Source organism: Pseudomonas sp. Wu6, from assembly GCF_019891515.1.
In the GTDB taxonomy this organism is placed as follows: domain Bacteria; phylum Pseudomonadota; class Gammaproteobacteria; order Pseudomonadales; family Pseudomonadaceae; genus Aquipseudomonas; species Aquipseudomonas orientalis_A.
On the sequence record NZ_JAFLXH010000035.1, the window covers coordinates 41,208 to 64,129 of the forward strand.

At 62.0% G+C, this 22,922-nt stretch carries 20 protein-coding genes; 8 read left to right on the forward strand and 12 right to left on the reverse strand.

What is annotated here, in order from left to right; all coding sequences use genetic code 11:
* Positions 1-48 precede the first annotated feature (48 nt).
* Entirely contained in the window at positions 49-1,815 is a 1,767-nt protein-coding gene (locus tag J1G34_RS21385; protein WP_122560501.1) for an ABC transporter transmembrane domain-containing protein, read from the reverse strand.
* A 245-nt stretch (positions 1,816-2,060) separates the two neighbouring features.
* Here J1G34_RS21385 and J1G34_RS21390 point away from each other — a divergent pair, with 245 nt between their 5' ends.
* Entirely contained in the window at positions 2,061-2,234 is a 174-nt protein-coding gene (locus J1G34_RS21390) for a PA1571 family protein (protein WP_163001695.1), read from the forward strand.
* A gap of 54 nt (positions 2,235-2,288) precedes the next feature.
* Here J1G34_RS21390 and pdxB read toward each other — a convergent pair whose 3' ends face one another.
* The gene (gene pdxB / locus J1G34_RS21395; RefSeq protein ID WP_065935512.1) at positions 2,289-3,431 is read right to left on the reverse strand and encodes a 4-phosphoerythronate dehydrogenase PdxB; all 1,143 of its coding nucleotides are present in this window, start codon (positions 3,429-3,431) and stop codon (positions 2,289-2,291) included.
* A gap of 177 nt (positions 3,432-3,608) precedes the next feature.
* Between pdxB and J1G34_RS21400 the strand changes: the two genes are divergently transcribed.
* Positions 3,609-5,012: an MATE family efflux transporter gene (locus J1G34_RS21400; RefSeq protein ID WP_130137938.1), complete on the forward strand. Its 1,404-nt coding sequence runs from the start codon at positions 3,609-3,611 to the stop codon at positions 5,010-5,012.
* 107 nt (positions 5,013-5,119) lie between these two features.
* Here the strand turns inward: J1G34_RS21400 and tusA are convergent, their stop codons facing one another.
* A complete protein-coding gene (gene tusA, locus J1G34_RS21405) occupies positions 5,120-5,365 on the reverse strand; it encodes a sulfurtransferase TusA (RefSeq protein ID WP_065895782.1) in 246 nt (81 codons plus the stop codon).
* 125 nt (positions 5,366-5,490) lie between these two features.
* Positions 5,491-6,567, reverse strand: coding sequence for a 23S rRNA (cytidine(2498)-2'-O)-methyltransferase RlmM (gene rlmM / locus J1G34_RS21410; RefSeq protein ID WP_065895781.1), 1,077 nt, complete (start codon positions 6,565-6,567; stop codon positions 5,491-5,493).
* 191 nt (positions 6,568-6,758) lie between these two features.
* Between rlmM and acnA the strand changes: the two genes are divergently transcribed.
* Entirely contained in the window at positions 6,759-9,500 is a 2,742-nt protein-coding gene (gene acnA / locus J1G34_RS21415) for an aconitate hydratase AcnA (RefSeq protein WP_222994598.1), read from the forward strand.
* A gap of 130 nt (positions 9,501-9,630) precedes the next feature.
* Here the strand turns inward: acnA and J1G34_RS21420 are convergent, their stop codons facing one another.
* Complete coding sequence (locus J1G34_RS21420) at positions 9,631-10,569, reverse strand: aspartyl/asparaginyl beta-hydroxylase domain-containing protein (protein ID WP_222994599.1); 939 nt, start codon at positions 10,567-10,569, stop codon at positions 9,631-9,633.
* A 249-nt stretch (positions 10,570-10,818) separates the two neighbouring features.
* Entirely contained in the window at positions 10,819-11,793 is a 975-nt protein-coding gene (gene cysK / locus J1G34_RS21425; protein WP_065886323.1) for a cysteine synthase A, read from the reverse strand.
* Between the two features lie 125 nt (positions 11,794-11,918).
* Between cysK and J1G34_RS21430 the strand changes: the two genes are divergently transcribed.
* The 3 genes from J1G34_RS21430 (at position 11,919) to J1G34_RS21440 (ending at position 15,233) form a co-directional block, all read left to right on the forward strand.
* Positions 11,919-12,995: a DUF748 domain-containing protein gene (locus J1G34_RS21430; protein ID WP_065886322.1), complete on the forward strand. Its 1,077-nt coding sequence runs from the start codon at positions 11,919-11,921 to the stop codon at positions 12,993-12,995.
* Between the two features lie 214 nt (positions 12,996-13,209).
* Positions 13,210-14,055, forward strand: a complete 846-nt coding sequence (locus tag J1G34_RS21435) for an AAA family ATPase (RefSeq protein ID WP_003189627.1) — start codon at positions 13,210-13,212, stop codon at positions 14,053-14,055.
* Positions 14,055-15,233 (forward strand): vWA domain-containing protein, encoded by a 1,179-nt coding sequence (locus J1G34_RS21440; protein ID WP_065893517.1) that lies wholly within the window; start codon positions 14,055-14,057, stop codon positions 15,231-15,233. The genes J1G34_RS21435 and J1G34_RS21440 overlap by 1 nt, the downstream gene beginning before the upstream one ends.
* Before the next feature lie 136 nt (positions 15,234-15,369).
* Here J1G34_RS21440 and J1G34_RS21445 read toward each other — a convergent pair whose 3' ends face one another.
* From J1G34_RS21445 to J1G34_RS21455, 3 genes are read right to left on the reverse strand one after another with little or no spacing between them, the layout of a single operon-like run.
* Positions 15,370-16,284, reverse strand: coding sequence for a 5-oxoprolinase subunit C family protein (locus tag J1G34_RS21445; RefSeq protein ID WP_222994600.1), 915 nt, complete (start codon positions 16,282-16,284; stop codon positions 15,370-15,372).
* Positions 16,281-16,985: a 5-oxoprolinase subunit B family protein gene (locus tag J1G34_RS21450; RefSeq protein ID WP_222994601.1), complete on the reverse strand. Its 705-nt coding sequence runs from the start codon at positions 16,983-16,985 to the stop codon at positions 16,281-16,283. Before J1G34_RS21450 ends, J1G34_RS21445 begins: the two co-directional genes overlap by 4 nt.
* Positions 16,982-17,722, reverse strand: coding sequence for a 5-oxoprolinase subunit PxpA (locus tag J1G34_RS21455; RefSeq protein ID WP_222994602.1), 741 nt, complete (start codon positions 17,720-17,722; stop codon positions 16,982-16,984). Before J1G34_RS21455 ends, J1G34_RS21450 begins: the two co-directional genes overlap by 4 nt.
* Before the next feature lie 177 nt (positions 17,723-17,899).
* Between J1G34_RS21455 and J1G34_RS21460 the strand changes: the two genes are divergently transcribed.
* Complete coding sequence (locus tag J1G34_RS21460; RefSeq protein WP_222994603.1) at positions 17,900-18,814, forward strand: LysR family transcriptional regulator; 915 nt, start codon at positions 17,900-17,902, stop codon at positions 18,812-18,814.
* Positions 18,815-18,937: 123 nt separating this feature from the next.
* On the opposite strand, the gene J1G34_RS21465 is transcribed toward J1G34_RS21460, so the two are convergent.
* The 3 genes from J1G34_RS21465 to J1G34_RS21475 are packed head-to-tail and all read right to left on the reverse strand — an operon-like array spanning position 18,938 to position 20,825.
* Positions 18,938-19,480: a DUF2937 family protein gene (locus J1G34_RS21465; RefSeq protein WP_065886315.1), complete on the reverse strand. Its 543-nt coding sequence runs from the start codon at positions 19,478-19,480 to the stop codon at positions 18,938-18,940.
* A 10-nt stretch (positions 19,481-19,490) separates the two neighbouring features.
* A complete protein-coding gene (locus J1G34_RS21470) occupies positions 19,491-20,267 on the reverse strand; it encodes a class II glutamine amidotransferase (RefSeq protein WP_065886314.1) in 777 nt (258 codons plus the stop codon).
* A gap of 30 nt (positions 20,268-20,297) precedes the next feature.
* Positions 20,298-20,825 (reverse strand): MFS transporter, encoded by a 528-nt coding sequence (locus tag J1G34_RS21475; RefSeq protein ID WP_222994604.1) that lies wholly within the window; start codon positions 20,823-20,825, stop codon positions 20,298-20,300.
* Between the two features lie 24 nt (positions 20,826-20,849).
* On the opposite strand from J1G34_RS21475, the gene J1G34_RS21480 reads away from it, so the two are divergent.
* Positions 20,850-22,892, forward strand: a complete 2,043-nt coding sequence (locus J1G34_RS21480; RefSeq protein ID WP_222994605.1) for a S9 family peptidase — start codon at positions 20,850-20,852, stop codon at positions 22,890-22,892.
* Positions 22,893-22,922: the final 30 nt, after the last annotated feature.

Below are 22,922 nucleotides of genomic sequence, written 5' to 3' on the forward strand. Positions count from 1 at the left end.
TTTATCGAAAGGCCCTATGATGCCCTAAGGCGCAAGCACACTGCAGCTTCATTCCTCCTGCCCGCCATCACTGAACTGCAACGCCGCCAACCGCGCATACAGCGGATTGCTCGCAATCAACTGCTGATGCGTGCCCACGGCCACCAGCTTGCCCTGGTCCATCACCGCTATCCGGTCGGCGTTTTTCACCGTGGCCAGGCGATGCGCGATCACCAGGGTGGTACGGCCCTGCATCAATTGCGGCAGGGCTTGCTGGATCAGGTGTTCGCTCTGGGCATCAAGGGCGCTGGTGGCTTCGTCGAGCAGCAGGATGGGGGCATCCACCAGCAAGGCACGGGCGATGGCCAGGCGTTGCCGCTGACCACCGGAGAGACCCAGGCCACCGTCGCCCAGGTGGGTCTGGTAGCCGTCGGGCATTTGCAGGATGAAGTCATGGGCATGGGCGATACGCGCAGCGGCCTCGACCTGTTCGCGGGTGGCGGTGGGGTTACCGTAGCGGATGTTGTCTTCGATGCTGCCAAAAAACAGCGCCGGGCTCTGGGAGACCAGGGCAAAGTGGCGGCGCAGGTCCAGCGGGTCGAGTTCGGTCAGCGGCCTGCCTTCGAGCAGGATGCGGCCTTGCTGGGGGTCGTAGAAGCGCAGCAGCAGGTCAAAGAGCGTCGATTTGCCTGCGCCGGAAGGGCCCACCAGCGCGAGGGTTTCACCGGGGTTGATCGTCAGGTTCAGGCCATCGATGGCGTAGCTGTCTGGCCGCGACGGGTAGCAAAAGCGCAGGTCCTCAAGCGTCATGCGCCCGCTGACACGCGCCGGCAAGCGTACGCTGCCGCTGGCCGGCGCCTGGATGTCGTTGCTCGACTGCAACAGCTCGCCAATCCGCTCCGCCGCACCGGCGGCCCGCTGCAATTCGCCAAGCACTTCGCTCAAGGTGCCGACGGCGCTGCCGACGATCAGGCTGTAGAACACGAACGCCGCCAGCTCACCGCCGGAAATGCGCCCGCTGATCACGTCCATGCCGCCCACCCACAACATCACGCCCACGGCGCCGAGCACCAGCATGATCACCAGGGTAATCAGCCAGGACCGCTGCAGGATGCGTTTGCGCGCGGTGGCAAACGCCTCTTCCACGGTCAGGGCAAAACGCTGTTCGTCCTGCGCCTGATGGTTATAGGCCTGCACGGTCTTGATCTGGCCCAGGGTCTCGGCCACGTAGCTGCCGACATCAGCGATGCGGTCCTGGCTCTGCCGTGACAGGCTGCGCACACGCCGGCCGAAGATCAGGATCGGCGCCAGCACCAGCGGCAACGCCACCACCACAATGCTGGTGAGCTTGGGGTTGGTGATGAACAGCAGCACGATACCGCCAATGACCATCAAGGCATTGCGCAGGAACAACGACAGTGATGAGCCGATCACCGATTGCAGCAAGGTGGTGTCGGTGGTCAGGCGTGACTGGATTTCCGAGCTGCGGTTGTTCTCGTAGAAACCGGGATGCAGGTAGATCAGGTGGTTGAACACTTGCCGGCGAATGTCCGCCACTACGCGCTCACCGATCCACGACACCAGGTAAAAGCGCGTGAACGTGCCCACCGCCAGGCCCAGCACCAGCAGCATGAACAAGCCGATGGACTGGTTGAGCAGGTGCGGTGACTGGGTCATGAAACCCTGGTCGACCAGCAGGCGAATGCCTTGCCCCATGGACAAGGTAATACCGGCGGTGACGATCAGCGCCAACAGGGCGCCCAGCGCCTGCCAGCGGTAGGGCGCGATAAAGCGGCTGGCCAGGCGGATCGCGCGGCGTTGACGGGTTGAGAACATACGGGCTTCACCACTGACGGAGTCTAACCCTCAACATTGGGGGAACTTGCGCAAATAACAATGAGTCAGGTTAATTATGCCCGCCGATAGAGGCCGCTAGAGGCTATCGGTCTAAGACTGATCTGGAAATATGTGCCGGTTTCTGGTGGACTGGGTGTCCGAACCGGTGAACGTGTATGGAGTTGTAACAGCTCGGTCACGCGGGGGAATTAAAGTAGGTACACAACCTGATGAGGAGACAGGCCATGACCTTGCAAAACAGCAGCAATGCCAAGATTGAAGTGATCCGCCAACCGCAGGCGCTGCCTTGCTCTTACATCGATGCCAAGGGCCGCGAAGTGCAGATTACCGAAGAAATGATCCAGCAAGCGTGCAGCGAACTGGAACAGCGCCTGGTCAAGCCTGCGCAGCAAGGCTGAAACGCCGACGCTCTTTCAAACCCGGCCCAGGTGGCCGGGTTTTTTATCGGCTGTCTAAACGCAGACCGCGCCCAGTGCGGTCACGATGTTGGACAACACGGCCGACTCGCCGTTGATGCGCACCTTGAGGCCATCAATCTCGCGGCGCTCCGGGTAGTGCTTGCGCAATAAGTCAAAGGCCTTGCGCTGCTCGTCCACCGTTCCCACAAGGCTGCGACGCAAATCCGCATCATCGCGGCGCGGGTCGTACACGCTGCGGCACAAGGTCGCCAACGCCCAGGCCGGGTCGGTCGACGCGTTCAGGTGCACCTCGGCCAGCCACGGTTGCGGCAGCAGGTCGCTCAAGTGAATGCTCGGCTCCAGGCCTTGGTGAGCACAGAACGCCTGATAGACCTGCGCCGTGCCGCGCTGCTTGCCGTCGAGGCTGTAGCCGGCGATATGCGGGGTGGCCAGTACGCACAGGTCAGCCAGGTCGGCATCCACCTGCGGCTCGCCCTCCCACACATCCAGCACCGCTTGCAGATCTTCGCGCTCAAGTAATACGTCGCGCAGGGCGGCGTTATCCACCACCGCGCCTCGACTGGCGTTGATCAGCCAAGTGCCCGGCTTGAGTTGTTCCAGGCGCTGGCGATCAAACAGATGCCAGGTGGCGCCATTGCCGGACTTGATCAGCGGCGTGTGCAGGCTGATCACGTCGCATTGCTCGATGATCTGTTGCAGGCTCACGTAGTCGCCGTCTTCGGCGATCTGTCGTGGCGGGTCGCAGACCAGCACGTTCCAACCCAGGCCCTCGAGCACCTGGACCAGCCGCCCGCCGACCTCACCGGCGCCCACGATGCCATAAGTACGCTGGGTGAGGTCGGCCCCTTCGATTTCGGCCAGGGTCTGCAAGCTGCCCAGCACATAATCCACCACGCCCCGCGCATTGCAGCCCGGTGCGCTGGACCACTGGATACCGGCCTGGCGGAAATAATCGAGGTCCAGATGATCGGTGCCGATGGTGCAGGTGCCGACAAAACCCACCTTCGAGCCCTCAAGCAGGGCGCGGTTGACGTTGGTCACCGAACGCACCAGCAGCACATCGGCCTGCTCCACCGTGGCGCGGTCAATCGAACGACCGGGTACGCGGCGAATCTCGCCAAATCCCTGGAAAAATGCATCGAGCAGCGGAATATTTTCGTCGGCAACAATCAGCATGGCGGGCTCCTTTGGCGGATCAGCAGTGTACAGGCATGGGATTGAAGTGACACATGGGTTATGGGGTGCCTGTGTAGTCGCATTACAAATCAGCAACATAGGTTTTTTCCTGACCGTTGCGTCAAGGCGTAGAATCCGCCGTCCTTGCGACTGCCCTTTTTGATTGGACACCTGTACGTGAACACCGCTACCGCTACCCTCACCCGCCCCGCCCGCATCCGTCGGGAAGTACGCGGCCTGCTGACACTGGCCCTGCCGATCATGATCGGCCAACTGGCAACCACCGCGATGAGCTTTGTCGACGCGGTGATGGCCGGGCGGGTCAGCCCCAAGGACCTGGCGGCGGTGGGCCTGGGTAACTCGATCTGGATCCCGGTGTACCTGCTGATGACTGGCACCCTGCTGGCCACCACACCGAAAGTCGCGCAGCGCTTTGGCGCGGGCAAGCTCAACGAAATCGGGCCTTTGGTGCGTCAGTCATTGTGGCTGGCCGTGGTGGTCGGCCTGTGCGGCGGCCTGTTGTTGCTGTGCGCCGAGCCGATACTGCATGCGATGAAGGTCGAGCCCGACCTGATCGAGCCGTCCATGGGCTATCTGCATGGCATCGCGGCCGGGATGCCGGCCATTGCGCTGTATTACGTGTTTCGCTGTTTCAGTGACGGCCTGGGCCGTACGCGGCCGAGCATGGTCATGGGCCTGATTGGCCTGGCGCTGAATATTCCGCTGAACTACATCTTCATCTACGGCCATCTCGGCCTGCCGGCCATGGGCGGCGTGGGATGCGGCTGGGCCACGGCGATTGCAATGTGGGTAATGATGCTCGGTCTGGCCGGGTGGACGCGCTGGGGCGCGGCGTATCAGAGCAGCGAATTGTTCAAGCGCTTCGACTGGCCACAATGGGCGGTGATCAAACGCGTACTGGGGATCGGCCTGCCGATTGGCGTGGCGATCTTTGCCGAATCGAGCATCTTCGCGGTCATCGCCCTGCTGCTGGGCAACCTGGGCGCCACGGTGGTATCCGGCCATCAGATCGCGCTGAATGTCAGCTCGCTGGTGTTCATGATTCCCTACTCCCTGAGCATGGCCGTCACCGTGCGCGTCGGCCAGGCCCTGGGCCGTGGCGAACCGCGTGAAGCACGCTTTGCCGCAGGCGTCGGCATGGGTACAGCGCTGGCCTATGCCTGCCTGTCCTGCAGCCTGATGCTGGTGTTTCGCGAACAGATTGCGGCGATCTACACCCCCGACCCGGTGGTGATCCACCTGGCATCGATGCTGATCGTGTTCTCGGCGCTGTTCCAGTTCTCCGATTCGATCCAGGTGACCGCCGCCGGTGCGCTGCGCGGCTATCAGGACACGCGGGTGACCATGCTGCTGACCTTGCTCGCCTACTGGGGCGTGGGGTTGCCGGTGGGTTACGCCCTGGGGTTGACCGACTGGCTGGGCGAACCCAGCGGCCCAAGCGGTTTGTGGCAGGGCCTGATCGTGGGCCTGAGTTGCGCGGCGGGCATGCTGCTGGTTCGCCTGGCGCGCAGTGCGCGCCGACGCATCCGAGCAGGCACCGCGCTCACGCGCGCACTGTAGGAGCGAGCTCGCTCGCGAAAAACCTGAGAACGCCTGGTTAAACCAGAAGCGCTGCGTGATCGTCAGCGTTTTTCGCGAGCAAGCTCGCTCCTACAGGGGTTCGGCGGTCAATCGGCTTTTTTGCGGATCCAGTAAAGGTACGTGCCGGCCTCTTCTTGTTGACTGACCAGTTCATGGTCAAGGAACACACAGAACTTGGGAATATCGCGGCGGGTCGACGGGTCGGTCGCGATCACCTTGAGCAGGCCGCCCGGCGGCAGGTCACGGATGTGCTGGTGCAGCATCATCACCGGCTCCGGGCAGTTGAGGCCGGTGGCGTCGAGGGTGCCGTCGACGGGCAATTCAAGACTCATACTTCACTCCTAAACGAACCCGACTCCTTGTGGGAGGGGGCTTGCCCCCGATGACGGGGGCACATTCAACATCAATTTCGACAGTGATACCACTATCGCTGGCAAGCCAGTTCCCACATTGGATATCAATGTCTCTTGGGTTTCTTTACGTCCACCAGTCGGCGCAAGTGGCACGTCACTTCCTCACGGTCGTGGTACAGCTGCTTGCAGCCGATTTCCACACGAATACCGCGGGCCTTGAAGCCCTCTTCGATGCGCTCGAGCAAGCGCTTCACTTCGGCATAACGCTGCTTCATCGGCAACTTCAAGTTGACCACCGCCTCGCGGCAATGTCCCTCGCCGATCCAGGTTTCCAGCAACGCGGCGTTACGCGCGGGCTTCTCGACGATGTCGCACACCATCCAGTCCACCGGCTGCTTGGGCACGAAGGTGAAGCCGTCGGCCATCAAGTGCTGGACCAGGCCAGTGTCCATCAGGCTTTCGGCCATGGGGCCGTTGTCGATGGCGGTCACCAGCATGCCCCGGTTGACCAGTTGCCACGTCCAGCCGCCGGGGGCCGCGCCGAGGTCGACACCGGTCATGTCGCCGTGCAGGCGTTCGTCCCATTGCTCGCGGGGGATGAAGTGGTGCCAGGCCTCTTCCAGCTTCAAGGTCGAGCGGCTGGGCGCGTCACGCGGGAATTTCAAGCGCGGGATGCCCATGGGCCACATTGCCGAGTTGTTCGACTCGGCCAGGCCCATGAATACTTCGCGGCCGCTCTTGAACGTCAGCAGCAGGCGCGGCTTGCTCGGGTCGTCCACCAGCCGGCCGGCGTTAAGCAAGGCTTTGCGCAGGTGCACTTCGAATTTCTTGCAGAAGTTCGACAGCTCCTTGCCGTCGTTGGTATCGACCATCTCCAGCCACAGACTGCCGCACACCGGAAACGCGCGCAGGTGGGCGAGTATCACGCTGATGCGGTCGGTTTCCGGCAGGTCGATAAACACCCCGCGCGCCCACTGCCTTGGGAAGATCAGCTCGGCGAAGCGCTGGCCGTGCATCAGGCGCTGCGCGCCGTCTTCTTCAGTGCAGACAAATTCGGCGCAAGCGCTGCCGGTCTTGGCCTTGGCGTAGCCGGACACGTTCAGGCGCGCGGCGTGTTCCGCGATCTCGGAACAGACTTCGCCTTCAAAACCCGGGCGGCAGTGCATAAAAAGGGTGTTCAATTGAATCTCCTGGCAACTGGATTGCTCTATCGCAATACCTGTCATGAAAACGCGCGCATGATAGCCGAGTTCGGAACCTTGGACTCAGCGATAGAGTCCAGTTATTAGCCTGCTAATGAAAACAGCGCTAAGTTGAACGCTCTGTTCGTCCCGTCAGGTCCGTGGCCGTGCGGATCATAAGGAGTCATGTAATGTCATCCCTCGATAGCCTGAGAACCCTTAAGACACTGCAAATAGACAGCAAGACCTACCACTACTTCAGCCTGCCCGAAGCCGCCAAGAGCCTGGGTGACCTGGACAAGCTGCCGATGTCGCTCAAAGTGCTGCTGGAAAACCTGCTGCGCTGGGAGGACAACAAAACCGTCACCGACACCGACCTCAAGGCCATCGCCGCCTGGCTCAAGGAACGCCAGTCCGACCGCGAAATCCAATACCGCCCCGCCCGCGTGCTGATGCAGGACTTCACCGGCGTGCCTGCCGTGGTCGACCTGGCCGCCATGCGCGCCGCCGTGGCCAAGGCCGGGGGCGATCCGCAGCGCATCAACCCGCTGTCGCCGGTGGACCTGGTGATCGACCACTCAGTGATGGTCGACAAGTTCGGCAACGCCGACGCCTTCGAGCAGAACGTCGATATCGAAATGCAGCGCAACGGCGAACGCTACGCCTTCCTGCGCTGGGGCCAGAGCGCCTTCGATAACTTCAGCGTGGTGCCACCGGGCACCGGCATCTGCCATCAGGTCAACCTGGAATACCTGGGCCGCACCGTGTGGACCAAGGAGGAAGACGGCCGCACCTACGCCTTCCCCGATACCCTGGTAGGCACCGATTCCCACACCACCATGATCAACGGCCTCGGCGTACTCGGCTGGGGCGTGGGCGGGATCGAAGCGGAAGCGGCGATGCTCGGCCAGCCGGTGTCGATGCTGATCCCGGAAGTGATCGGTTTCAAGCTCACCGGCAAATTGAAGGAAGGTATCACCGCCACCGACCTGGTGCTGACCGTGACCCAGATGCTGCGCAAAAAAGGCGTGGTCGGTAAATTCGTCGAATTCTATGGCGACGGCCTGGCCGATCTGCCCCTGGCCGACCGTGCCACCATCGCCAATATGGCGCCGGAATACGGCGCCACCTGCGGCTTTTTCCCGGTCGACGAGGTAACGCTGGACTACCTGCGCCTGTCCGGTCGCCCGGCAGAAACCGTCAAGCTGGTCGAGGCCTACACCAAGGCCCAGGGTCTGTGGCGCAACGCCGGCCAGGAGCCGATCTTCACCGACACCCTGGCCCTGGACATGGGCAGCGTCGAAGCCAGCCTCGCCGGGCCGAAACGCCCGCAGGACCGCGTCGCCCTGCCCAATGTGGGCCAGGCGTTCAGTGATTTCCTCGACCTGCAATTCAAACCCACCAGCAAGGAAGAAGGCCGCCTGGAAAGCGAAGGCGGCGGTGGCGTCGCCGTGGGCAATGCCGACCTGGTGGGCGAAGCCGACTACGAATACGAAGGCAACACCTATCGCCTGAAAAACGGTGCCGTGGTCATCGCCGCCATTACGTCGTGCACCAACACGTCCAACCCCAGCGTGATGATGGCGGCCGGGCTGCTCGCGAAGAAGGCCGTGGAAAAAGGCCTGACGCGCAAACCGTGGGTCAAGAGCTCGCTGGCGCCGGGCTCGAAAGTGGTCACCGACTACTACAACGCGGCCGGCCTCACTCACTACCTGGACACACTCGGTTTCGACCTGGTGGGCTACGGCTGCACCACCTGCATCGGCAACTCCGGGCCGCTGCCCGAGCCGATTGAAAAAGCCATTCAGAAAGCCGACCTCTCCGTGGCATCGGTGCTGTCCGGCAACCGCAACTTCGAAGGCCGTGTGCATCCGCTGGTGAAAACCAACTGGCTGGCCTCGCCGCCCCTGGTGGTGGCCTACGCGCTGGCCGGTACGGTGCGTATCGACATCAGCAGCGAGCCGCTGGGTAACGACCGGCAGGGCAACCCGGTGTACCTGAGGGACATCTGGCCCAGCAGCCAGGAGATCGCCGACGCGGTGGCCCAGGTCACCACGGGGATGTTCCACAAGGAATACGCCGAAGTCTTTGCCGGCGACGAACAGTGGCAGGCGATCGAGGTACCGCAAGCGGCCACCTACGTGTGGCAAGCGGATTCCACCTATATCCAGCACCCGCCGTTCTTCGACGATATTGCCGGCCCGCTGCCGGTGATCGAAGACGTCAAGGGCGCCAACGTCCTGGCCCTGCTCGGCGACTCGGTGACCACCGACCACATCTCCCCCGCCGGCAACATCAAGACCGACAGCCCGGCCGGGCGCTACCTGCGCGAGCAAGGCGTGGAGCCACGGGACTTCAACTCCTACGGCTCACGTCGCGGCAACCATGAAGTGATGATGCGCGGCACCTTTGCCAACATCCGTATCCGCAATGAAATGCTCGGTGGCGAAGAAGGCGGCAACACGCTGTATATCCCCACCGGCGAGAAGATGGCGATCTACGATGCCGCCATGAAGTACCAGGCATCGGGCACACCGTTGGTGGTGATCGCCGGCCAGGAATACGGCACCGGTTCGAGCCGCGACTGGGCGGCCAAGGGCACCAACCTGCTGGGGGTCAAGGCGGTGATCGCCGAGAGCTTCGAACGTATCCACCGCTCCAACCTGGTGGGCATGGGCGTGCTGCCGCTGCAGTTCAAGCTGGACCAGAACCGCAAGGCGCTCAAGCTTACCGGCAAGGAGAAGATCGATATCCTCGGGCTGACCGATGCCGAGATCGAGCCACGGATGAACCTGACGCTGGTGATTACGCGCGAAGATGGCAGCAGCGAGAAGGTTGAGGTGCTGTGCCGGATTGATACCTTGAATGAAGTGGAATATTTCAAGGCAGGTGGGATTCTGCATTACGTATTGCGCCAACTGATCGCCAGCTGAAGATCGCTGCAGATCAAATGTGGGAGGGGGCTTGCCCCCGATGGCAGTGGGTCAGCTTAAGATAAGCTGACTGATCCACCGCTATCGGGGGCAAGCCCCCTCCCACATTGATGGCATTCCAGATTTCAGATCAGCCGAACAGCCACTTCCACAGCAATACCAGGACCACCACCGCCAGCACCGGCCGCGCAATGCGGTAGGCCTTGGGGTGCTTGCGCTTCCACTGCTTGACTTGGCCGCTGAACTTGTCGCTGAAGGTCTTGCTCCAGGCATACGCCTGGTTGATCCCGCCCACGCGCTCGTCGTCCAGGTTCTGCGGCGCAGTCGCGCGTCCCAGTTGCTTGCTGACCCAACGGTTGATGCGGGTCATCAGGTGATTGCTCAACGGTCGCTCGATGTCACAGAACAGGATCACACGGGTCTTTTCAGTCTCGTTCTTCACCCAGTGCACGTAGGTTTCGTCGAACATCACGTCTTCACCGTCGCGCCAGGCATACACCTGGCCATCGACGAAGATGCGGCAGTCGTCGGAGTTCGGCGTGGACAGCCCCAGGTGATAGCGCAGGGAGCCGGCGAAGGGGTCACGGTGCGGGTTCAGGTGGCTGCCGCCCGGCAACAGCGCGAACATCGCGCCTTTCACGTTGGGAATGCTGCTGACCAGCGCCACGGTTTTCGGGCACAGGGCTTCGGCCGATGGCAGGGGTTTGTCGTACCATTTGAGGTAGAAGCGCTTCCAGCCTTTCTTGAAGAACGAGCCGAAACCGGCGTCGTTGTTCTTTTCGGCGGCGCGGATATAACCCTCGTCGAACAGGTGCATGGCCTCTTCGCGGATCACTTCCCAGTTGTCCTTGAGCACGTCCAGTTCCGGGAACTTGCTGCGGTCCAGGTAGGGCTTGGACGGCACTGCGGAAAACAGATACATCAAGGCGTTGTATGGGGCGAACAGCGCCGAATGGTTGACGAACTGACGCAACATCGGCAAACGGGCCTTGCCGCGCAGGTGCACATACAGCGTACTGCCGATAAACAGCAGCAACACCGACAGTTTGGCGGCCAAAGAAAAGGTCATGCAGCAACTCCTGAAAATAAGCGCCTGGCCGACAGCTTCCCGTCGCGGGGAAACCAGACGTAGCAGCCGGCCATGATAAACACTTGGCGCATTATGCAGAAGGCCCCTGCCGACCGGCTGACCTGGATCAACACGCCCCCCCCTGTAGGAGCGAGCTTGCTCGCGAAGAACCTGAGAACGCCACGTTGAATCAGTAAACCCGCGTTATCGTTGACGTTCTTCGCGAGCAAGCTCGCTCCTACAGCCGATTCACGCCTGGTTTTCCTGGTCGGTGAACAGGTCACTGAACAGCATGCTCGACAGGTAACGCTCGCCCGAGTCCGGCAGAATCACCACGATGGTCTTGCCCTGCATTTCCGGTTTCTCAGCCAGGCGCACCGCCACGGCCATGGCGGCGCCGCAGGAAATGCCGCACAAAATGCCCTCTTCCTGCATCAAGCGCCGGGCCATGGCCTTGGATTCGTCGTCGGTGACCAACTCGACGCGGTCGACCATCGACAAATCGAGGTTTTTCGGCACGAAACCGGCGCCAATGCCCTGGATCTTGTGCGGGCTGGGCTTGATCTCTTCACCGGCCAGCGCCTGGGTAATCACCGGCGACACGGCGGGTTCCACCGCCACCGAGAGGATCGGCTTGCCTGCGGTGTGCTTGATATAGCGTGACACACCGGTGATCGTGCCGCCGGTGCCCACGCCCGCCACCAGCACGTCCACGGCGCCGTCGGTGTCGTTCCAGATTTCCGGGCCGGTGGTTTTCTCGTGAATGGCAGGGTTGGCCGGGTTTTCGAACTGGGCCGGCATAAAGTAGGTGCTCGGGTCGCCGGCGACGATTTCGCCCGCTTTGTCGATGGCGCCCTTCATGCCCTTGGCCGGTTCAGTCAACACCAGCTCGGCGCCGAGGGCCTTGAGCACTTTACGGCGCTCGATGCTCATGGACGCGGGCATGGTCAGCAGCAGTTTGTAGCCCCGTGCCGCCGCCACGAACGCCAGGCCGATGCCGGTGTTGCCGGAGGTGGGTTCGACAATGGTCATGCCCGGTTTAAGCTTGCCGCTGCTTTCCGCGTCCCAGATCATGTTGGCGCCAATGCGGCACTTGACCGAGTAGCCGGGGTTACGCCCCTCGATCTTGGCCAGGATGGTGACCCCGCGCGGTGCGATGCGGTTGATCTGCACCAGGGGCGTATTACCGATGGAGTGCGCGTTGTCTGCAAAAATGCGGCTCATGACGGGTCCTGTTTGGCAATGTCGGAAAGGCCCCAAGGGTATGCCTCGTGCCACTAGGCGTCCAGTCGCAGGAACGTTGCGCCGCTTGCAGCAGTCCATCTCCTACGAGCAAGGAGAACTGCCCCATGAAACGTCGCTACAGTTGGCCGCTCTGGACCGTCGCCGGGCTGGTGCTGGTCCTGGTTGCCGCAAACATCGCGCTGCCTTACCTGGTGCGCAACTACCTGAATGAAAAGCTCGCCGACATGGGCGATTACCGTGGCGAAATTGCCGATGTGGACCTGGCCTTGTGGCGCGGCGCTTACCGGATCAACGGGCTGCAGATCGTCAAGGTGGACGGCAAGGTGCCGGTGCCGTTCGTCAAGGCGCCGCTGATCGAGTTCGCGGTGAGCTGGCATTCACTGTGGTACGACCATGCCGTCGTGGCCGAAGGGCATTTCGTACGCCCGGAAATCAACTTCGTCGACGGCGGCGCCAACAAGCAGGCGTCCCAGACCGGTAAGGGCACCGACTGGCAGGAACAACTGAGCAAGTTGTTGCCGATCACCCTCAACGAAGTGCGCATCGAAGACGGCAAGATCGCCTTTCATAACTTCAGTTCCAAGCCTGAGGTGAATATCAACGCCACCGGGGTCAACGCCAGCCTCTACAACCTGACCAACGTGGTGGACGTTGAGGGCAAGCGCGACGCGCGCTTTGAGGGCAAGGCGCTGCTGCAAGGCCAGGCGCCGCTGGAAGCCAGCGCCACCTTTGACCCGCTGAGTGATTTCGAAGAGTTCGAGTTCCGCTTTCGTGCCCGCGACCTGCAACTCAAGCGCATGAATGACTTCGCCTCGGCTTACGGCAAATTCGACTTCAAGGCCGGTACCGGCGACGTGGTTATTGAAGCCCAGGCCGAAAAAGGCCAATTGCGCGGCTATATCAAGCCACTGCTGCGCGATGTCGAAGTCTTCGACTGGCAGCAGGATGTGGAAAACAAAGACAAGAACATCTTCCGCTCGATCTGGGAGGCCGTGGTCGGCGCCAGCGAGACGGTATTGAAGAACCAGCGCAAGAACCAGTTCGCGACCCGGGTTGAACTGAGCGGCAGCGTGCACCAGCAGAATGTCAGTGCGTTTTCAGCGGTTATTGCGATTCTGCGCAATGGCTTTATCCAGGCCTTCAATGCCCGCTACGAACAACCCAAGCCTAGCGCCGATTAAAACTGTGGGAGGGGGCTTGCTCCCGATGACGGTGTGTCAGTCTATACATCTGTAACTGAACCACTGCTATCGGGGGCAAGCCCCCTCCCACATGTCCCCCAGTGACCAAGAGATTGAAGTGACCAGTCATTCAGAGACTGAATGCCCCGTCTGCGTTCACAGTCGCCGGGGCTGCGCGGTATAGTCGGGCATTGATGAATCCGAGGAATGACCGATGAAGTTCGAAGGCACCCAGGCCTATGTGGCTACCGATGACCTGAAACTGGCCGTCAACGCCGCCATCACCCTGGAGCGGCCGCTGCTGGTCAAGGGCGAACCGGGCACCGGCAAGACCATGCTCGCCGAGCAACTGGCCGAGTCCTTCGGCGCCAGGTTGATCACCTGGCACATCAAGTCCACCACCAAGGCCCATCAGGGCCTCTACGAGTACGACGCGGTCAGCCGCCTGCGCGACTCGCAGCTGGGTGTGGACAAAGTGCATGACGTACGCAACTACCTGAAAAAGGGCAAGCTCTGGGAGGCTTTCGAGTCCGAAGAGCGGGTGATCCTGCTGATCGATGAAATCGACAAGGCCGACATCGAGTTCCCCAACGACCTGTTGCAGGAACTCGACAAGATGGAGTTCTACGTCTACGAAATCGACGAGACCATCAAGGCGAAAAAACGCCCGATCATCATCATTACCTCCAACAACGAGAAAGAGCTGCCGGACGCCTTCCTGCGCCGCTGCTTCTTCCATTACATCGCCTTCCCTGACCGCACGACCCTGCAGAAAATCGTCGATGTGCACTATCCGGACATCAAGAAAGACCTGGTCAGCGAAGCGCTGGATGTGTTCTTTGACGTGCGCAAGGTGCCGGGCCTGAAGAAAAAGCCCTCCACATCCGAACTGGTCGACTGGCTCAAGCTGCTGATGGCCGACAACATCGGCGAAGCGGTGCTGCGCGAACGCGACCCGACCAAGGCCATCCCCCCACTGGCCGGGGCCCTGGTGAAGAACGAGCAGGACGTGCAACTGCTGGAACGTCTGGCATTCATGAGCCGTCGCGGTAATCGATAATGTTGCTCAACCTGTTCAATGAAATGCGTGCCGCCAAGGTGCCCGTGTCGGTGCGTGAGCTGCTCGACCTGATCAACGCGCTGAAACAGCGCGTGACCTTCGCCGACATGGACGAGTTCTACTACTTGGCCCGGGCGATCCTGGTCAAGGACGAGCGGCATTTCGACAAGTTCGACCGGGCCTTCGGTGCCTACTTCAACGGCCTGGAAAAGCTTGATGACCATTTGCAGGCGCTGATCCCCGAAGACTGGCTGCGCAAGGAGTTCGAACGCTCGCTGAGCGATGAGGAGCGCGCGCAGATCCAGTCCCTCGGCGGCCTCGACAAACTGATCGAGGAATTCAAAAAGCGCCTGGAAGAACAGAAGGAACGTCACGCCGGCGGCAACAAGTGGATTGGCACCGGCGGCACCAGCCCCTTCGGTTCCGGTGGCTACAACCCCGAAGGCATCCGCGTGGGCGATGCCGGCAAGCGCCAGGGCAAGGCAGTCAAGGTCTGGGACCAGCGCGAGTACAAGAACCTCGACGACCAGGTTGAGTTGGGCACGCGCAATATCAAGATCGCCCTGCGCCGCCTGCGCAAGTTCGCCCGCCAGGGCGCGGCCGAAGAACTGGACATCGACGGCACCATCGACCACACCGCACGCGACGCCGGGCTGCTGAATATCCAGATGCGTCCTGAGCGGCGCAACACCATCAAGCTGTTGTTGCTGTTCGACATCGGCGGCTCGATGGACGCCCACGTGAAAATCTGCGAAGAACTGTTCTCGGCGTGTAAAACCGAGTTCAAGCACCTGGAGTACTTCTACTTCCACAACTTCGTCTACGAGTCGGTGTGGAAGAACAACCAGCGGCGCACCTCGGAACGCACCTCCACCCAGGATTTGCTGCACAAATACGGCGCCGATTACAAAGTGATTTTCATCGGCGATGCGTCCATGGCGCCCTATGAGATCACCCAGGCCGGCGGCAGCGTCGAGCACTGGAACGAGGAGCCTGGGTATGTGTGGATGCAGCGGTTCATGGCCAAGTACAAGAAACTGATCTGGATAAACCCCTATCCGAAGGACACGTGGGGCTATACGGCATCGACGGCGATTGTGCGGGAGTTGGTGGAGGATCAGATGTATCCGCTGACGTTGCGCGGCCTTGAGGAAGGGATGCGCTTCTTGTCCAAATAGCCCACATGCCTCATCCAACACCTATCCAATGTGGGAGGGGGCTTGCCCCCGATGGCAGTGGTTCAGTCATAGATGTGTTGACTGACACACCGCTATCGGGGGCAAGCCCCCTCCCACATTTGTACCTCTGTGTTTATCAGCCAGTGCTCAGCCGCTGCAAATAGTTGACATGCTGCCGATGTGCCGTCTCCTGCACCACGGGCGCCAACCTTACTTTCTCCCCGGGCAAACACTGCGCCAACCGCGCCAGCGATAACGGCGTCAACGCGCCCAACCGGGGATAACCACCAATAGTCTGCCGATCATTGAGCAACACAATCGGCTGCCCGTCCGGCGGTACCTGGATGGCGCCCAAGGGAATACCTTCGGAAATCAACGATGGCCCCTGGTACTGCAGCGGCGTGCCCAGCAAGCGCATGCCCATGCGGTCGGCGCGGCTGTCCAGGGCCCATTCGGTGTTGAATGCATCGAACAGGCTTTGGCCGCTGAACCGGCCGATCTGAGCGCCGACGATCACGTCCAGTGATGCACCGGATGGCAGATCCGGCTTGGCCAGCACCTTCATTGCGCCGCCCGTACCGGAATAAGCCAGGCGCCCGCCTTCAGCCAACGCCTTGCCGAAACCGTCTACGCCACCCAGTTCCTCACGTACTACGGTGGCGCAACTGCCCAACACATCCGGCGCGTCGAACCCGCCCGGTGCCGCCAGGTAAGCCCGCGCGCCTTTGAACGGTTGGGTGAAGCGCAGGCGCTGGCCCTTTTGCAGGATAAAGCTGCGCCCCGGACTGATCGCACGTTCATCAATAAAGGCGCCCAGGTCCGCACCGGCCAGGGCCAACAAACAGTAGTCCTCGGCCTGTACGGTAAAACTGCCCAAGGTAATTTCTATTACCGGCGCATCCAGGGCATTGTCCAGCAGCCAATTGGCCCATGACATCGATACCCAATCCAGCGCCCCGCCCTGGGTTACGCCAAGGTGGCGTACGCCGAAACGACCGGCGTCCTGCAACAGGCACAGCGGTGTGCTGGCCTCAATGATCAAGCGGCTCATGCGTGCGCCTCCAGAGGCGTGTCATCGCCGCCCAGGTTGACGAACTCAGCGTGGCCGACCGCCTCGAAACGCACCGTATCGCCGGGCTGCATCAGGCTGTAGCCGTCGCGTTCGCGGTCGAACAGTGTCGCCGGGGTGCGCCCGATCAGGTTCCAGCCGCCGGGGGATACGACCGGATAGGCGGCGGTTTGCCGCTCGGCGATGCCCACGCTGCCGGCCGCTACGCGTTTGCGCGGGGTGTTGAGACGCGGCGTAGCGAGGATGTCGTCCACCAGTCCCATGAAGGCAAAACCGGGGGCGAAACCCAGGGCGAACACTTGATACAGGTGGTCGCTGTGGCGACGAATCACCTCAGCGACCGCCAGCCCGCTGCGCTGCGATAGCAAGCCAAGCTCCGGCCCGACGCTCAGGTCGTACCACACCGGCAGCACATGGCACCGGCCAGCGCCCTGGGCGTGGGGTTGCAGGTCGGTCAGGGCATGCTCGATCAACGCCCGGGCCTGGCCCGGGGTCAACGCCGTGAGGTCGTAATGCACCATCAAGGTGGTATAGGACGGCACCAGGTCCACTAACGCTGCGCCGAACCCGCTGCGCAGGCGCTCGGTGGCGGCGAGCATCCACGGCATGTTGGCTTCGGCAATCGCGTCAAACAGGCGCACCATCAAGCAGTCGATGGCCACCACTTCAATCCGTGGTTTCATGCTGGCTTCAACGCTTGGCGAATACGCTGCACCGCCGCGACCGAGCTGGCGTTGTCGCCATGCACGCATAAGGTATTGGCCTGCAGCACCAGCGCGCTGCCATCGCTGGCGACCAGCGGCTCACCACGGGAAAGGGTCAGGGCCTGCTGGACGATGGTCTCGGCGTCATGATGCACCGCGCCCGGCAACTGGCGCGAAACCAGATGGCCCTGGCTGTCATAGGCGCGGTCGGCGAAGGCTTCGAACCACAGGGTCACGCCGTACTCATCGCCCAGGGCCTGGGCCGCGCTGTTGTCGCGCGTGGCCAGCAGCATCAGCGGCAGGTCGCCATAGGCCGCCACGGCCTGGATCACCGCACGCAGTTGGGCGGGGTTTGCCATCATGTCGTTGTACATCGCGCCATGGGGTTTCACGTAGCTGACGCGCCCGCCTTGTGCGCGGCAGATGCCGTCCAGCGCACCGATCTGGTAGTGCATCAGGTCCTGGATTTCCTGGGGGGTGTACTGCATGGAGCGGCGGCCGAAACCTTGCAGGTCCTGATAGGCCGGGTGCGCGCCCACTTGCACGCCATGCTTGAGTGCCAGGCTGACGGTCTTGCGCATGATGCTCGGGTCGCCGGCATGGAAGCCGCACGCCACGTTGGCGCAGTCGATGAACGGCATGACTTCGGCGTCCAGACCCAGGGTCCAGTTGCCGAAGCTTTCGCCGATGTCGCAATTCAATAGCAGGCGGCTCACGGGGTCGCTCCTGTAGGCTTTGTTTTTTTGTAGTGTGGGATCTTTTACCAACATCTCGCAACGATGTTGTCCTGAACCCCAACGACGCTTATCGTGGAACGGCTCGATTTTTGGCGCCGGCACGCCGCGGCGTCCAACTAATAAAAACCGATCCATGCATAAGAAAAAGTTGATCCCATGAATTTGAAGTTCCTCGAAACCTTCGTCTGGGTGGCCAAGCTCAAGAGTTTCCGCCTGACCGCCGAAAAGCTGTTCACCACCCAGGCGTCGATCTCCAGCCGCATTGCGGTGCTGGAGAGCGAGTTGGGGGTGAAGCTGTTCCTGCGCGATTCGCGCGGTGTAAGCCTGACCCCGGAAGGCTTGAAGGTGCTCGATTATGCCGAGCAGATAATGGTGACCCTGCAGGGCTTGAAGCAGTCCCTGGAAACCACCAGCAGCAAGGTCGGACGCATTCGGATCGGCGCAATGGACACCGTGATCCACACCTGGCTCAGCCCGTTGGTCGCTGAGCTGATGAACCTGTTCCCGCGGGTTGAAATCGAATTGGTCGCCGATACTGCGCTGAACCTCAGCGATCAGCTGCAAAAAGGCTTCCTGGACCTGATCCTGCAAACCGACCTGCTGCGCCTGGAAAGCGTGCGCAGCCTGGAACTGGGCAGTCACCCTATGGCCTGGATTGTCGCCAGCCAGTCGATCTATAACCGCGATTACGCCTCCCTCGCCGAGCTGGCCCAGGAACGCATCATCACCTACTCGAAAAACTCCTGTCCCCATCAGGATGTGTTGAGTTTGATGCAGGCCAACGGCGTCGCCGCACCGCGCATGAACTGCGTCAACTCGGTATCAGCCATCACCCGGCTACTACGCGATGGCTTCGGCATTGGCGCGCTGCCGCCGGTGCTGGTCAGCGAAGAGCTGGCACGGGGCGAGCTGGTGATGCTGGCGATGGCGCAGCAACTGCCGAACCTGCAGGTGGTGGTGTCGTGGCGCGTGGGGGTGGAGTTGGTGGAGGAGATTGTGGGGTTGTGCCAGAAGGTCGTCGCCCGCTATGCCGAGGAAGTCGGTAAAGAGCGGATGGTACTGAGCAACTGACTGAACCGGGTCCAAATGTGGGAGGGGGCTTGCCCCCGATCGCGGTGAGTCAGCTAAACATATGTTGGCTGACACACTGCCATCGGGGGCAAGCCCCCTCCCACACTGGATTTTTGTCAGGACTTAGAGCCCTTTCAAATCCCGCTCTTCAATCGGCCGGCTCTGGCGCAGGCGCCGGCCGCCCAGCACCACCCAGTCGATCAGGCGATACAGGCATTCGATACCGAACGACAGCAGCATCGCTCCGCCCAGGCCCCAGCCCATGGCCTCGGGCGTCAGCAGGATCTGGTAGCTGTAGCCATTCCAGGTTTCCAGGCGAATATCCGGATCAGCCGCCACCGCCACTTGCAGGGCGCGGATGTACCAGGGGCCTTGCATGGCCTGGAATTGCTTGTCCAACGCCAGCTGACGGTCAAGCATCGCGCCCAGGCTGCTGGCGTCGCTCTGGAAGACCGGGTCATCGCTGGCACGGTAATGCGCCACCAGGGCTTGCATGTCACCGTTGAAGAACTGCTGCGCGGTGGACTCGAACCCGCGCAGGCCCGTCTGGGCCTCGATCAGGTGGGCTTCGACGCGCTTGGCGTAATCGTTGATGAACCCCGGCACTTGCACGCCGACCAACAAGCCTATGGCAAACAGCACCAACCGCAGATAGCTGAGCAACATCGTCGATTCCTTATTCGGTCACGCCCTGGCTGACGCATTCTCCGCGTCGCCACAGGCTCCATTGGCCCGGTTCGTAGCGGGTCCAGTTTTCGTTGTCGGTCAGCGGTTCGGTGGCGATGACCGTTACCACGTCGTTGGGAGTGGTTTCGGCCTGAAAATCGACGATCACGTCGACATCTTTCAAGCGGGCCGGGCCAAAGGGCGCGCGCCGGGTAATCTGCGCCAGTTTGGTCGAGCAATAGCAAAACAGCCAGTCGCCATCGCTGAGCAGGCAGTTGAACACGCCTTTGCTGCGGTATTCGGCGCAGGCGGCGATCAGGTCCGGCAGCATCTGCTCGATATCCACCGGTTCCGGGAAGGCTTCGCGCACGCGGTTGAGCAAGTCGCAGAACGCCGCTTCACTGTCGGTGTCGCCCACCGGCCGGTAGAAGGTGGCGCGGGGGCTGAAGTCCGCCAGTTGGCCATTGTGCGCAAAACACCAGTTGCGCCCCCACAGTTCGCGCACGAACGGGTGGGTATTGGCCAGGCTCACCTTGCCCACATTGGCCTGGCGGATATGGCCGATCACCACTTCGCTCTTGATGGGATAGCGCTGCACCAGCAGGGCGACTTCCGACTCGCTGCTCGCGGCCGGGTCCTGGAACAGCCGCAGGCCACGGCCTTCGTAGAAGGCGATGCCCCAACCGTCGCGGTGGGGGCCGGTTCGCCCGCCCCGCTGCATCAGCCCGGTGAAGCTGAACACGATATCGGTGGGGACGTTGGCACTCATGCCCAATAATTCACACATGCCAGGGCTCTCGCTGCAGGGCGGACAACGTTAAAGGCGCGGTTCGACCCGCATGCCGGAGGCGGGGGCCGGGCGACGGAACGGTTCGTCTTCCTCCGGCTCCGCGGCCAGCGCGGCATCCGTGGCGGCCTTGCGCTGACGGCGGGCGTTGGCGGCGCGCTCGATGGGCCAGCGGATCAGCACGAACACGATGTACAGCGCAAACACGATCATGGTGTACATGAACAGGTCGGAGATGGCGCGCCAGGCGTTATTGCCGACCTTTAGCAGCAGGTCCAGGGCAGTGATCGCCACGGCGGGCGCGAACTGGGTCTTGATCGGGTCGACAATGGTGGGGCTGAGCAACAGCACCGCCATCAGTAACTGCAACGGCTCACGCAGCCAGCGCCAGATCCAGCGGGTCATGCGCCACCACACCAACAGGCAGCCCAAAGCGGCGAAGGCGTAGAGGCCCCAAGCGGTCAGATAGTCGTTCTCGGTCATGGTGTCCATGGCAAGGCTGGCAAAGAGGCGGCTATGATAACGGCTTTTGCGTGTCGCGGCTGCAATGCCGGCCACCGTCCGCCCGATAGAGAATTATCCATGCCTATTTCGACCGCACCGATTGCCCGCAAAGCCCCAGGCCCAGACCCGTACGCCTGGCTGCAGGAACGTGACAGCACTGAAGTCCTCGATTACCTCAAAGCGGAAAACGCCTGGCAGGAAAGCCAACTGGCCGACCAGCAGGCACTGCGCGAGACGCTGTTCGAGGAAATCAAGGGCCGTATCCTGGAAACCGACTTGTCCCTGCCCTCCCCCTGGGGCCCGTACCTCTACTACACGCGCACCACCGCCGGTGACGAATACGCGCGTCACTACCGCTGCCGGCGCCCGGCCGATGACAGCAACCAGGTGGATGAGCGCAGCGAAGAATTGCTGCTGGACCCGAACGTGCTGGCCAATGGCGGCTTTTTCTCCCTCGGCGCGTTCAGCATCAGCCCCGACCATCAGCGCCTGGCCTACAGCCTCGACACCACGGGTGAAGAGACCTACACCCTGTACGTGAAGGAATTGGCGACCGACAAGGTCAGTGAGCTGGCATTCGACAACTGCGACGGCAGCATGACCTGGGCCAACGACAGCATCACGCTGTTTTTCGGCGAACTGGACGACACTCATCGTCCGCACAAGCTTTACCGCTACCGCCTGGACGGCACGGCGGCGCAGGAAGTGTTCCACGAACCCGACGGACGCTTCTTCCTGCATTGCTACCGCTCCAGCTCCGAGCGCCAGTTGCTGCTGGCCCTGGGCAGCAAGACCACCAGCGAGATCTGGGCCCTCGACGCCGACCAGCCGCACCTGGACTTCACCTGCCTGGCGCCGCGGGTGGAAGATCACGAATACGATGTCGACCACGGCCAGTTGAACGGCCAGTGGACCTGGTTTATCCGCAGCAACCGCGACGGTATCAACTACGCGCTGTTCGTCGCGCCTGACAGCGGCACGCCCCCGACCGAAGCCGACTGGCAGAACCTGATCCCCCACAGCGACGAGGTGATGCTCGACGGCGTCAGCCTCAACGCCAGCGCCATGACCCTGAGCCTGCGCATCGGCGGCCTGCCGGTGATCGAAGTGCATCCCGAGGGCGTACCGGCCTATCGCGTGGAACTGCCTGACGCGGCTTACAGCCTCTACGTACAGAACAGCCTGGAATTTGCCAGCGACAGGATTCGCCTGCGCTATGAAGCACTGAACCGTCCGGCCCAGGTGCGTCAGTTGGAACTGGCCAGCGGGGCACAGCAGGTGCTCAAGGAAACCCCGGTACTCGGTGTGTTCAACGCCGACGATTATGTCAGCCAGCGTCTGTGGGCCACGTCCGCCGACGGCACCCAGGTGCCGATCAGCCTGGTGGTCAAGCGTGACCAGCTCGGCCAGCCGACGCCGCTGTACCTGTATGGCTACGGCGCCTATGGCTCGAGCCTGGACCCATGGTTCTCCCATGCACGCCTGAGCCTGCTGGACCGAGGCGTGGCGTTTGCCATCGCGCACGTGCGCGGCGGTGGCGAGCTGGGTGAAGCCTGGTACCGCAACGGCAAGCAGGAACACAAACAGAACACCTTCAGCGATTTCATCGCCTGCGCCGAACACCTCATCGCCCAGGGCCTGACCACCGCCAACCAGTTGGCGATCAGCGGCGGCAGCGCCGGCGGCCTGTTGATCGGTGCGGTGCTCAACCAACGCCCGGAGCTGTTCCAGGCGGCGATCGCCGAAGTGCCGTTTGTCGATGTGCTCAACACCATGCTCGACCCGGAACTGCCGCTGACCGTCACCGAGTACGACGAATGGGGCAACCCGCAGGAGCCAGAGGTGTATGCGCGCATCAAGGCCTATGCGCCGTACGAAAACGTGCGTGCCCAGGCCTACCCGCACATGCTGGTGATTGCCGGTTACAACGACAGTCGCGTGCAGTACTGGGAAGCGGCCAAGTGGGTGGCCAAACTGCGCGACACGAAGACGGACGACAACCTGCTGCTGCTCAAGACCGAGCTGGGCGCCGGTCACGGCGGCATGAGCGGTCGTTACCAGGGATTACGTGACGTGGCGCTCGAATATGCCTTCGTGTTCAAGGCGCTCGAGCTGATTTAGGAACGTATGATTCAAGAGCTTAGTCGGGCG